Source organism: Haloarchaeobius amylolyticus, from assembly GCF_026616195.1.
GTDB classification, from domain to species: domain Archaea; phylum Halobacteriota; class Halobacteria; order Halobacteriales; family Natrialbaceae; genus Haloarchaeobius; species Haloarchaeobius amylolyticus.
Genome location: NZ_JANHDH010000003.1, coordinates 185438 through 198325, shown reverse-complemented (window position 1 = coordinate 198325; position 12888 = coordinate 185438). Strand labels below are relative to the sequence as shown.

Here is a 12888-nt window from a genome sequence, read left to right as displayed (position 1 = left end):
CGCGACCGAATCGTCTCGGCTCAGTCGCTACCAGTCGCCTGCGTCGCGCTCCCGGCCGCGGGCTGCGGGCTGGGGTCGTGGAAGGCCTTCGCCCAGAGGACGAGCATGCTCGGCAGCACGAACACGCTCACCACGAACGACGTGCTCAGCGCCAGCACGACCAGCGTGCCGAAGCTCGTGATCTGCGGGTGCGGGTGCAGGAGCAACGCGGCGAACGCACCGGTCGAGGTCAGCGTGCTCCCGAGCAGTGCGCCCCCGGTGCCGGTGACCGCCTCGCGGAGGGCGCTGTGGACGTCCCTGCCGGCGGCCAGCTCCTGGGCGAACCGGTCGCTGACGTGGATGTTGTAGTCGATTCCGAGCCCGACGACGAGGCTGATGAGCAGGGCCGTCAGCAGGGTCAGTGGCACGTCGAAGACGTACATCCCGCCGACGACGAGGGCGGTCACGAGCGTGATTGGCACGACGGTGACGGCCCCGAGGGTCGCACTGCCCTCGGCGATGCGGTAGACGAGCGTCAGCATCACGAACACCGCCACGAGCGCGATGCCGAGGGTCTCGAGGATGTTGTTCGCGGTCTGGGTGGACTCCGCGGCGTTGATGGTCCCCCTGCCCACCGCGATGGCATCGAGGTCCTGTTCCTCGGCGTGGACGACCGCGGCGGCATCGCGCATCGCCTCGGCCTGCGTGTCGTAGGTGGCGCTCGGCTGGACCGGGACGACCATCCGGACCGAGCGGTACTCACCGTCGGCGCGCTCGACGACCAGACTGGCCTCTTCGGGTGCGGTCTCGTACAGTTCGTCGTAGACCGTCTCGAGGTTCCGGTCGGGGACGCCGTTCCCGTCGGTGTCGGCCGACCGCAGGACCCGTGCGAACGCCTCGTCCTGCGCCGCGACGGCCTGCATCACGGTCACGGGCGAGCGCACGGGGACCTTCCCGTTCCGTTCGAACGCGACGCCCGAGTCGCGCACCGACTCGCGGGCCTCGTGGAGGCGTTCGAGCGTCTCCGGTGCGGTCACCGACCCCTCGACCAGTATCTGCGAGGACCGGCGCGATTGCTGGTCTGCGGCCCGGTAGTGCTGGTCGACGTACTCGCTGTGTTCGTCGTAGGGATGGACCTCCCAGGCGAGTGGTTCGGGTAGCTCCTGCTTCCACTCGGCCACGCCGTCCTGGTCGGACTGGTAGGACTGGCGGTCGAGTTCGGTCCAGGCGTAGCCGCCGACCGCCCCGAGCAGGAGGGCGACGACCACGACGACGGGGGCGGCCTTCCTCGCCGCGGTCGCACCCGAGGCGAGGAGCGGTTCGAGGTACCGGGACTTCCCGAGGGGCTGCTTCCGCCGGTCGAGGCCGACGCGTTCGAGGAGCCGGTCGATGGTCACCTTCAGCGCGGGGACGACGGTGACGAAGATGACGAACGCCGAGACGACGCCCAGCGTGATGCCGATGGCGAGTTCGCGGATGACGGTGAAGTCGTTCGTGAGGTTCGCCAGGAACCCGACCGCGGTGGTGACGGTGACGAGCGCGAGCGCGACACCGACCGAGGACAGCCCGCGGTACATCGGTTCGCGGATGTCGTCGTCCTCGCCCCGCTGCTCGCGGTAGCGCATGAACACGTGGAGGCCGTAGTCGACGCTCAGGCCGACGATGAGCACCGGGCCGATGATGAGGGTCATCCCGGCCGGCACGCCGAGCCACCCGAGGATGCCGAACATCCACAGGACCGAGAGGAGGACCCCGGTGAAGCCGACGACGACGTCGACGAGGTCGCGGTAGCTGAACACCAGCACGGCGAGGATGGCCAGCAGCGCGACCGGGAGGACGAGTTCCATCGTGTCGCTGTTCATCTGCTGGTTCCGCGACGCGATGGCGTGCTCACCGAGCGTGTAGTACGTGGGGTCCTCGCGGTCGCGGGCGGTCTCGTACAGGTGTTCCGTCGCGGCCCTCCGGGGACCGGCGTCGTCCTCGGCACCGGCCGCGAACTGGAAGACCATGCGGCGACTGTCGGCCGTGGCCGTCCCGGGCTCGTAGTCGTTCGGGAGCAGGGACAGCGCCGTCGACCCCTCACCGAGGGTCCTGGTGACTGCGCGCCGGACCTCCTCGTCGGAGGCGGCTTCGAGCGCCGCGATCTGTTCGTCGAGCGTCGCGTCAGGGTCGCCGGCGAGCTGTCTGGCGACGAGGTTCGAGACGCCGACGACGCCGCCACGCTCGGGCAGGGCACCGGCGACCGACTCGTTCGCCAGGACCGACCGCTGGTACGCCAGCGACCCGCGGAGCGACGCCTTCGAGAGGACGTTGCCGGCGTCGCTCTGGACGTAGACGACGGCCGGTTCGCGGTCGTCCGTCCCGTTCGAGCGGTTCGTGTAGTGCTCCTGGACGTACTCGTACTTCTGGAACTCCTCGGTGTCACCGACGGCGTCGCTGCCGTCGGCCTGGCTCTGCATCTGCAGGTCGGTGACGCCGTAGACGACGCCGGCCGAGGTGAGTAACATCACGAGGAGGACGACGAGGCTGTGGTCGACGACGACCGACAGCACCCGCGACAGGGCGCCCCTCATCGGTCACCTCCGGAAGGCCGTCTGCGCCGGTGTGCCGGTCGTTCACCTCTGGGAGACGGTGGGGACCCGTCTGGAGGGCGGCGATGCGAGCGACGTGGGACCATGCTGTGTCGCATCTCGGGCGAACGTTGTGCTATCGAACATAAACAGATGGAGGCACAGTTTCCGAGCCAGAAACTCGGGGAGGCGTCGGCGTCGCGGGGGGTCGGTTCCGGGGTCGTCAGCACGTCCGTCGACGTCTGCAACAACGCTTAGGTCGATGCACTTACAAGAGGTAGCAATCGTGACGTATCCCGCGAACCCACCTGCTGGACCGACGAAGGTCCTCTACGTGAACTCAGACCCCGCGTTCACCGAGCTGGTTCGCACCAAACTCGGCCAGAGAATCGACGACGTCGAGTACCTCTCGGCGCGAGACCGCGAGACCGCCCTTCAGACACTCGAGGACGAACAGCTCGACTGTATGGTGACGGCGTACTCCCTCGCGGACTCGGATGGGATCGACCTCACCAGCGCGGTTCGTCAGCGGGACGAGACCATCCCCATCATCCTCTTCACCGGACACGGGAGCGAGGAGATCGCCGGCGAGTCGACCCGCGCCGGCGTGTCCGACTACATCCCGATTCGCGCGGAGCGGAACGACTTCGACCTCCTCGCGAGTCGCATCCAGACGCTCGTCTCGGCCGCGCGCGAGCGCACGGCAGCCGAACGCGCGAACAGGCAACTGCAGCGAACGCTCGACCGGACGACCGACGCGGTCTACGCCGTCGACGACGACTGGCGTATCGAGTACATGAACGACAGGATGGCGGACCGGGTCGGACGTGACCCGTCGGCCGTCATCGGCAGCGTCCTCTGGGAGGAGTTCCCTTCCGTGCGCGGGACCGAGATAGAGGACCGGTACCGGGCCGCGATGGAGAGCGGCGAGCCGGCGTCGTTCGAATACCACGTCGGTGACCCGTTCGACTACTGGGTCGAGATTCGGGTCTTCCCCGACGAGAACGGACTGACGATATTCTCTCGCGAGGTCACCGAAGAACGCGAGCGACAGCACGAACTGGAGCGGGACAGGACCATCCTCCAGCGCATCCACGACGTGGTCCTGGTCCTCGACGAGGACGGCGTCATCAAGTTCGCGAACGATTCGGCCGCCAGGGCCCTCGGGGAGCCGGCCCCCGCGAACATCGAGGAGGTACGACTCGACTCGCTGGTGAGCGACCGGGTCGCGGACGCGGACGCCGAGCGCTTCGTCCGGGCCGTCGAGGAGACCCTGCAGGAGTTCGAGAGCGACGGGGGTACCTCGGGCCTGTACGACGCCGACCTGCGCATCGGCCTGCGGACCGCCACGGGTGACCGGACGTTCGACGTCCGACTGACACCATGTTGTAACCCTGACGGCCGGGAGGTGCTCGTCGTCGCCCGTGACATCACCACCCAGAGCGACGACCACCAGCAGGTCGAGCGTGAGCGGGACGCACTCCGTGAGCTACAGCGGGTCATGGCAGAGGACGCCGGTTCGACCGACGACAGGGTGGCCGGGTTGCTCGAAGCGGGCTGTCAGACGCTCGGCCTGGACGTCGGCATCGTCTCCCGGATCGAAGGGGGCGACTACACCGTCCGTGCAGTCCACGCACCGGTAGCCGACATCGAGGCGGGAGACCGCTTCGACCTCGGGTCGACGTACTGTGCAGACGTCGTCGACCAGAGCACCGTCTGTTCGTTCCAGGATGCAGTCGACGCCGGGTACGAGACGCATCCGGCCTACCACGACCGCGGCATCGAGTCGTACATTGGCGTCCCGATCGACGTCGACGGTGAGCAGTACGGGACAATCAGTTTCTCCAGCCCGCAGGCCGCGGTGACCCCCTTCGGTGAGCCGGAACGGACCTACGTCGAACTGCTGTCCGAACTGGTGAGTGCGGAACTGTCCCGGGACCGGAGCCGGGTCGAACTCGAGCGCCAGCAGTTCCTGTTCGACCGCGTCCAGGATATCGCCGACATCGGCATCTGGGAGTACGAGCCGTCGAGCGGGGAGTTGACCTGGTCCGACGGGGTGCGCCGTATCCACGGCGTCGAACCGACGTACGACCCCACGCTCTCCGACGGAATCGAGTTCTATCACCCCGACGACCGGGAGAGGATAACGGCGGCGGTCGAACGGGCGGTCGAAGACGGGACCCCGTACGACCTCGACCTCCGGATCGTTCGCGCCGATGGGGAGGTGCGTGACGTGCGCGCCTGGGGTGAACCCGTCGAGAGTCAGCAACACGGTGGAACCGTGTTACGCGGCGTACTTCAGGACATCACCGAGCGGAAGCGGCAGGACCAAGAACGCCGGGAACTCGCAGAGGAGTACGAGGCGGTGCTCGAGACCTCGGGCGACGCTATCTTCCTCGTCGACGTCGAGGGGGCCGAGGACGAACCCGAGTTCCGGTTCGCCCGCCTCAGTTCGGGGTACGAGGAACAGACCGGTCTCACGACCGACGACGTCCAGGGGAAGACCCCACGGGAGGTGTTCGGGGAGGAGCAGGGCACAGAACTGGACGCGAATTACCGTCGCTGCATCGCCGAAGGCGAGCCGATATCGTACCGCGAGGAACTGCCGGTCACCGAGGACGCCCGGTACTGGGAGACCGGCCTTGCCCCGGTCGTGGTCGACGGTGAGGTAGTCCGCATCGTCGGTATCGCCCGGAACATCACCCAGCGAGTCGAACGCGAACGACAGCTCGAAGCGACGAACCAGCGACTGGAGTCGCTCGTTGAGGCTGCCCCTCTCACCATCGCAGAAATCGACCGTGATGGGACCGTCGTTCGCTTGAACGAGGGTGCAGAGGAGATGTTCGGAATCCGTCGAGAGGACGTTCTGGGGGAGACGCCGTCGCTTCCCCACGGACAGCAGGGCGAGTTCGACACCTACCGGGCCCGTGCCTTCGATGGCGAACGGGTGCACAGGAAAGAGATAGAACTCGAAACGGGCGCCGGGAGACGGCTAGACGGACTGATGTCTATGGCTCCCCTGACCGACGAGGAGGGGACAGTCACGAGCGTACTCGTCGTGCTGGAGAACATCACGGACCAGAAGGACCTCGAGCGCAACTTGCGGGCGCTCCAGGAGACGGCACAGGAGCTGAGCATGGCGACGTCGACGGCCGAAATCGGGGAGGTTGCGGTCGAGGCAGCCGAGGAGGTACTCGGGTTCGACATCGCCGGCATCTGGGAGTACAACGCCCAGCAGGACGCCCTGGTTCCCGTCACCGAGACGGCAGTGGCCCGGGAGCTGTTCGACGAGTCGCCACGGTTCACCGGTGGTGACAGCCTCGCGTGGGAGGCCTTCCAGACCGGGGAACTGCGCTCGTACGACGACGTTCAGAGCCAGACGACCCGTCACAACCCGGACACGGCACTCCGGAGCGAGATACTGGTTCCGCTGGGCGAGGACGGACTCCTCGCTGTTGGATCGTCCTCACCCGGTGACATCTCGGAGACCGACATCGACCTGTTACGGATCTTCGGGTCGACCCTCGAGGCGGCTATCGCACGGGCGAGCCGCGAAGAGGTGCTCCAGCGGCAGAACGAACGCCTCGACCAGTTCGCGAGCGTGGTCGCCCACGACCTGCGCAACCCACTCACGATAGCGATGGGGTTCCTCGACGTGGCCGAGGAAACCGGCGACCCGGGCCACTTCGAGGAGGTCGCGGCGGCGCACGACCGGATGGAACGGCTCATCGAGGACCTCCTCACCCTGGCCAGGGGTGGCACGGCGATTACCGACCCCGAAGAGATCGATATCGGGACGGTCGCCGTGGAGGCGTGGGGATACGTCGACACCGTGGATGCGACGCTGTCGGCCGCAGCCGACGTTCCGACGGTGGCCGGCGACGGCGGTCGCCTCACCCAGCTCTTCGAGAACCTCTTCCGGAACGCGGTCGAACACGCAGGCGCGGACGTCACCGTCAGTGTAGGTCCGCTAGCGGGCGAGGACGGAGCGTTCTACGTCGAGGACGACGGCGATGGGATTCCACCGGAGAAGCGCGAGGAGGTGTTCGAAAGCGGTGTCACCTCCAACGAGGGCGGAACCGGATTCGGGCTCTCCATCGTCGAGGAGATCGCGAGTGTGCACGGCTGGAAGGTTTCACTGACCGAGGGCAGCTACGGTGGCGCACGGTTCGAGTTCCGACAGACCGGTTGAGGGGAACGCGCCAGACGCGAGAGGCGACCCCGCCTCGGGGACGAGTGTACCGTCTGTCCCGGCGAGAACGAGGGACCGGAGGACCCCGGCTATCGACGCCGTGGTCAGTCGTCCGCGGCGGTCGGTTCGCCGGTTATCTCCGGGGTCGTCGCCGCCCGCGGGGCGACCGGTTCCCAGTCGAGGTCGCTCTCGTAGTGGAACGCCCGGTGCTCCTGGGTCGGGTCGACGACCGTCAGCGAGAGCCAGTCGTTGTCGAGCAGGGCGGCCAGGTGCTCGTGCTCGGAGAGGACCTCGGTCAAGCGGTCGACCGGCGCGTGGATGACCGTCGAGAGGCGGAGGGGCTGGTGGTACGGGTCGTCGTCGGCAGCCAGCAGGGACTGCAGCGGGAGGCCGGTCAGCAGGTCGCCGCCGTTGCCCTGGTAGACGCCGACGTTCCCGACCGGGTTCTGGGTCACCTTCGACCCGCTGCCGTACACCGCGTTGTCGACGGTCGCGAAGTAGTACTGGCTGTTGATCCACTGGGTGACGACCATCGGGCCGGTCATGATGGTCTCGAGCGCGTCGCCGTCGGGGTCGGTCGTCCAGTCGTAGGAGTGGAGGAACGACCGGCCGTCGAGGTCCAGGTCCTCGGTGAGCGACCGGGGGCCGACGACGAACCCGGCGTTCCCGGCCAGTCCCCACTCGGGGCGCGTCTCGGCCCAGTCGGCGGCGCGGCGCTGGGTCTCGTGGACGCCCGAGTCGGCGTCGGCGCCCATGTCGCCGGCACGCTCCGCGGCAGCCCCGTCACGCGCAGCGTCGAGGTCGGCCCGGAGCTGTGCGATGTCGTCTTCGTGGGAGTCGGGAACGGTGCTGTCGTACAGGTCGACCTCGTCGGTGGTGGTGTTGTGCTCGCCGGCGACGAAGACCGTGTCCTCGGGTATCTCGATACCGCGCTCGCGGAGTGCGGCCCTGACCTCGTCGTCGTTGCAGATGGCCGCGAGGACGCGGGCGTTCGGGCCGCCGGGGTTCCCGGCGCAGGCACCGCAGTCCAGACTCGAGTCGAACGGGTTGTTCGCGGTCTGGCTGGCGTGGCCGGCGAAGACGACGACGCGGGCGAAGCGCTCCCAGCCCATCAGCTCGAAGGCCGTCGCGGCGTACTCGACCTTCTCGTCGAGGGTGAGGCCCTCGCGCAACTCGTGGACGGAGTCCGGGTTGTAGTCGACCGAGGGCTCGCAGAACTCGTGGTCGTGCGGGGCGCGCTCGTCCGCGGCGTCGAGGAGGTCGTACACGCGGGCCGGGAGGAGCGTCCGGGCGGCCAGTGCGGCCCCGTAGCCCACGCCCGCACTCTCGACGAAACTGAACGCGGTCGCGGCGTTGGACTTGAGGCGCTTCATCACGCGCTGGCTGGCCCCGAGCGTGTCGTGCCAGCGGTCGTGCTCCTGTTTCGCGGCACTGGTGCGGCTTCTCGGGTGGTCCGCGATGCGGTGCTGGGCGTCGAGGATCGGCGGGCAGGCGTCCACGGTCACGTCCGAATCGTAGCCGGCGTAGCGCATCGGGATGCCGAAGAAGCCGGCGTAGCCGTGGGTCTCGTAGTCGCCCTGGGCCTCGACGTGGCGGCGGATGATCTCCGAGCGCGTGTCGATACAGAAGACCAGCTGGGCGTCGGGACGGCCACCGTCGGCCGCCCTGGTCGTCGCCGCGCTCGTCTCGGTGAGCGACCCGACCAGTTCCGCGCGGTAGGTCGCCTCCCAGGCGGTCAGCCAGACCTCGGGGAGTGGAACCCGGTCGTCCGCGAGTTCCGTGTCCGTCCCTCCCTCGTCCGGTACCTCCTCGGGCGCGATGGGCGCGTCGAACAGGTCCACGAGGGTCAGGCGGACCGCCAGGTACTCCGAGAGCGTGATGGGGTACTCCGTCTGCCAGGCGTCCCCGCCGGCGGCACGCTGTTTCAGGTAGCCGGTCCAGCCCGGGAGCGCCGCCAGCTGGAACTCGAAGACGTCCTGCCACTCGCCGAGTGGCTGGTCCGCGAGGTGCTCGCGGATGGCCTCGGTCGGGCTCTCGGGCAGTGCGGTGAACGCCTCCCCGTCCGGGATGTCGCGGTCGTGGGGGGCGATGCGCCGGATGGCGGCGTAGAACCCCTGCTCGCGGTTCGGCATGGGCCACTCGGCGCGGCCCTGGTCGAGGAACACGGCGAGCCACTTCGTCAGCACGGCGTCGACCCGGTCCGTGGCCGTCGTGGCCGACTCGTCCACGGAAGCAGCGTCGGTCGCCGTGTCCCGGTCCTCGGCCGCCATGCGGTCGAGAGCCGCCTCGGTGTCGAGGTCGTAGCCGTGTTCGGCGAGTTCCTGCGAGAGCACCTCGGGGTCGATCTGCCCGGCCTCGAAGGCGCGGCGGAACACCTCGGCACTCGGGTAGCCGTCGCCGCCGAGGAGGCGCTCTGCATCCGCGACGGCCTCGTGGAAGGGCCGGTCCTCGAAGCCGGCCAGCGGGTTGGCCGTCACGAACGAATGGAGCGGCCAGACCGAGCCGACCGCGTCGGCTGCTGCGTCGATACTCGTCTCGATTCCGGATTCAGTACTCATTGTAGTCCTCCCTGGAGGTCAGCATGGTCTCACGCGCGGGCTGGGTCGCGTTCAACAGTGCGACGTACAGGCGCTCGCTGCGCCGGTAGACGCCGGTCTCGATGGCGACGAACGCCGCGACGAACGCGAGGGCGACGACGCCGTGAACCACCGTCAGTTCGGCCGGCTGGCCCACCGCGGGCAGGCCGGCGAGCAGGCCCTCGACGACCCTGTAGACCGCCGCGTAGACCGCGATGGCCGGCAGGGCGACGGCCGGGACGGCCCCGTACCGGAGCGTCGTCGGGAGCGATGTGTCGGCGACGGCGCCGCGAGCGGCCAGCAGGACCGAGAGCACGACGAGCAGCGTCAGCAGGAGACCACTCCCCGACTCGAGGCCCTTGCCGGTGAGGAGCGCGAAGACGGCGCCCCCGGCGAGCGCGGTGATGGCGACGACCACGGCCCCGACGACACCAGGGGAACCAGTCGACTTCGCGGTCGACGGACTCTCGTGGGCGACCGAGCTCCCCGAGGCGAGGAAGTGGTAGGCCTTGTAGAAGCCGTGCAGGACGAGGTGGGTGATGGCGGCCGCGAAGAAGCCGAGGCCGGCCTGCATGAGCATGAAGCCCATCTGGCCGACCGTCGAGCAGCCGAGGGTCCCCTTCACGTCGGTCTGGACGGTCTTCATGAGCTTTCCGCCGATGGCGCTCGTCGCGCCGACGAGCACGATGGCGAGCATGACGCCCGCGTCGACCGTGACGACCGGGGCGAAGCGGACGAGCAGGATGCCGCCGGCGTTGACGAAGCCGGCGTGCATCAGGGCCGAGGCCGGCGTCGGCGCGGTCATCGAGGAGAGCAGCCACGTGTGGAAGGGGAGGAGGGCCGACTGGACCATCGCCGCCAGTACGAGCGCGCCGGCGGCGACCAGCAGGAGAACCGTCGGCGACCCCGACCCGGTGGCCGTCGCGACACCCGAGATGGTCGTCGCGCCGGTCGTCCACCACAGCACCGCGAGACCGACCGAGAGCACCCCACTGCTCGCGAGGAAGTACCGGCGCGCGACCGCGGCGGCGGCCCGTGCCTGCTTCCAGCCCCGGACGTGGCCGACGAGTTCGGCCATCACGAGGCCCATCACGAGCCAGGCGGCCGCGAACACGAGGAGGCTGTCGGCCGCGACGAGCACCATCACGACCAGCGTGAACGCGAACACGCGCGTGAAGAACTCGTCGATGGTCCGGCTCCCGGCCATGTAGCGCCGGGAGTAGCTGTGCACGATACCGCTGAAGAAGGTGACCGTCGCCCACATCGTCACGGTGAGGCCGTCGACCGTCACGAGTCCCGTGACCGACCAGGTCTCACCGCTGAAGAGATGGGCGAGCAGTGCGCCACAACTGACGACCCACAGGACCCACACGAGTCGGGTCAGGGTCGCAGGCACCCGCGACCGTTCGGTCCCCGGCGTGGGGAGCGTTCCTACCGTCGTCGTCTCTCCTTGTCCTGTCATCGTTAGGTGTCTCCACGACCGACGCCCGCGTCGCGGCACGAACCGACCCCCGACTTCGGCCGCCGGTCGTCTCTACCCTATAGAACGAACGGATTGCCTATTAAATCTATCTTTATTCCCAAATCGTTCCTAAAATCTCGTATTAAAGAACATTATGTTCTCCGACGTCCGGCGTACAGGACCGTCTCGACGCCTGCGACGGCGGACTCGCACCTGGACAGTAGCCGAGTGGTTCGACCAGACTGTTCGAAGAGGCACCACTCGCGAACACTTCGGTACCACGGGTCGGGCGTCACGAAGCCGCAGAAACAGGGGTCAGCCTCGACGACGTGGGCCGCTGCTCACTCCTCGTCGTCTGCTCCCCCGGGGACGAACCTGCCGAAGGGCGTCGTCTCGTGACTGCGAACGAGCACCTCGTCGGCGACCGTGAGCCCCATGTCGAGGAGCTCCTGTGCGACCGGGGTGATGTCACTGTCCGTCTCGCCGACGGCCGTCACGAGGAGGTTCTGTTCGCCCGTCACCAGCTCCTGGACCGAGACGACGCCCTCGATGTCCAGTATCTTCGGGACGAGGTTGCCGCGTTCGGGTATCGACGCGGTGCAGAAGAGCAACATCCGGAGGGGATAGCCGGAGCGCTGGTAGTCCACGTTCGCGCTGTAGCCCTTGATTATCCCGTCGGATTCGAGGCGCTGGATGCGCTTCCGGACGGTGCTGCCCGAGGTACCGGTTCGTTCCGCGATGTCGCCCGAGGACATGTTCCGGGCGTCCTCCTGGAGCGCGTAGAGGATGGCCCTGTCGACCTCGTCGATCTCTTCGTCGGTCATACTGGTCCGTCCGCAGCAGAGACACTTTATCCTTGTAGATGGGGGCCAGCAGCGAAAGCGGCGGTCGCCCCCTCGGACTCACGACAGGAACGATCGACCCAGCGAACATGTTCGTGGAAACGTTGAACCTCGTCCTGCCTCCAGCAACACACATGGCTTTAGGTCAGCCTAAAACGGGCGAGGACACACAGCATCGCACGCTAGAACCGAGATGCGGACGCCAGAACGGTGGTGGGCGACGATGATCCACGAACACGTGGGACACCTCCATCACGTGATCGACGACCAGTCGCTGCCGGCTCGGCTGGGCATCACGCTCGGTGCGCTGGTCGCCCTGCCACTGCTCGGGACCGGAGCCCGCACGCTCGGCAGCGCGCTGGACCTCGGCTGGCTCACGCTCCCGTTGCTCGCTATCGCGCACGTTCCAGCCGTCATCGTCCTGCTCGGGGTATGGTCCATCGGGTGCGACGTCTGTCGTCCGGGGTGAGATTCGATGCCAGCTATCGACTTCGAGACCGTCCGTACCTACGACGAGGAGCGTTTCTCCGCCCAGGAGGTGTTCCGTACCGACCGGTCGAAGGTCGTCTGCGGGTTCTTCGAACCCGGCCAGTTCGTCCCCGTGCACGCGCCGGCGAGTGACGTGGTCATAAGCGTCCGGCGGGGAACCGGTGTGGTCCGCGAGGCAGAGACCGAACACCAGGTCGGACCGGGCGACGCGGTCGTCGTGGAGGCCGGGACCGCCCGGGGCATCAGGGCGGCCGACGACGAGCGCCTCGAAGCCCTGCTCGTGACCGCGCCACCCCCGACCGAGGCCGAACACGACCCCGTGAGGCGGGGCATCCGGGCGGGCGAGTTCGAACCGGCCGGCCGACCATCGCAGCCATCGGAGGACCCAGAATGACGACGATACGGAACCTGAAAGAACTGGAGGGAGCACCGCACGCGACGGTCTTCGAGGGAGCCGAACCGAAGACTATCAGACTCACACTCGACGCAGGAGAACGGGTCGAACCCCACCAGCATCCGGGGCGGACGGTCGTCCTTCACGTCCTCGAGGGGGGTATCACGCTGCATCTCGGCGAGGAGTCGTTCGAACTGTCGGGGGGTGACATCGCTCACTTCGACGGTGACCGGTCGATCTCGCCGGTCGCGACCGAAGCGAGTACGGCACTCGTGATACTCGCCAGGACACCCGAGGAGCGCGACTGAACCGGGCCGCTTTCCACGACACCATCTCTCTCGGCCACGATGCCGGCGTATCCTGGCGAGGGTGACGGCCCTCGAA

8 protein-coding genes are annotated in these 12888 nt (G+C 68.0%); 4 read left to right on the top strand and 4 right to left on the bottom strand.

Annotation, left to right across the window (positions count from 1 at the left end; genetic code table 11):
• Positions 1–20: 20 nt before the first annotated feature.
• Positions 21–2552, bottom strand: coding sequence for an efflux RND transporter permease subunit (locus NOV86_RS18645; protein ID WP_267643289.1), 2532 nt, complete (start codon positions 2550–2552; stop codon positions 21–23).
• A gap of 259 nt (positions 2553–2811) precedes the next feature.
• On the opposite strand from NOV86_RS18645, the gene NOV86_RS18640 reads away from it, so the two are divergent.
• A complete protein-coding gene (locus NOV86_RS18640) occupies positions 2812–6741 on the top strand; it encodes a PAS domain-containing protein (RefSeq protein ID WP_267643287.1) in 3930 nt (1309 codons plus the stop codon).
• Between the two features lie 104 nt (positions 6742–6845).
• Here the strand turns inward: NOV86_RS18640 and NOV86_RS18635 are convergent, their stop codons facing one another.
• The 3 genes from NOV86_RS18635 to NOV86_RS18625 form a co-directional block, all read right to left on the bottom strand.
• Positions 6846–9299, bottom strand: coding sequence for a DUF2309 domain-containing protein (locus NOV86_RS18635; protein WP_267643286.1), 2454 nt, complete (start codon positions 9297–9299; stop codon positions 6846–6848).
• Positions 9289–10779: a proton-conducting transporter transmembrane domain-containing protein gene (locus tag NOV86_RS18630; protein WP_267643285.1), complete on the bottom strand. Its 1491-nt coding sequence runs from the start codon at positions 10777–10779 to the stop codon at positions 9289–9291. The genes NOV86_RS18635 and NOV86_RS18630 overlap by 11 nt, the downstream gene beginning before the upstream one ends.
• Before the next feature lie 341 nt (positions 10780–11120).
• On the bottom strand, positions 11121–11603 hold the full coding sequence (locus tag NOV86_RS18625; protein ID WP_267643283.1) for an Lrp/AsnC family transcriptional regulator: 483 nt from the start codon (positions 11601–11603) through the stop codon (positions 11121–11123).
• Positions 11604–11844: 241 nt separating this feature from the next.
• On the opposite strand from NOV86_RS18625, the gene NOV86_RS18620 reads away from it, so the two are divergent.
• Genes NOV86_RS18620 through NOV86_RS18610 form a run of 3 tightly spaced genes read left to right on the top strand, consistent with a single transcriptional unit; the run spans position 11845 to position 12812 of the window.
• Complete coding sequence (locus tag NOV86_RS18620) at positions 11845–12090, top strand: hypothetical protein (protein WP_267643281.1); 246 nt, start codon at positions 11845–11847, stop codon at positions 12088–12090.
• A gap of 6 nt (positions 12091–12096) precedes the next feature.
• A complete protein-coding gene (locus NOV86_RS18615; protein WP_267643280.1) occupies positions 12097–12504 on the top strand; it encodes a cupin domain-containing protein in 408 nt (135 codons plus the stop codon).
• On the top strand, positions 12501–12812 hold the full coding sequence (locus NOV86_RS18610; protein ID WP_267643278.1) for a cupin domain-containing protein: 312 nt from the start codon (positions 12501–12503) through the stop codon (positions 12810–12812). Before NOV86_RS18615 ends, NOV86_RS18610 begins: the two co-directional genes overlap by 4 nt.
• Positions 12813–12888: the final 76 nt, after the last annotated feature.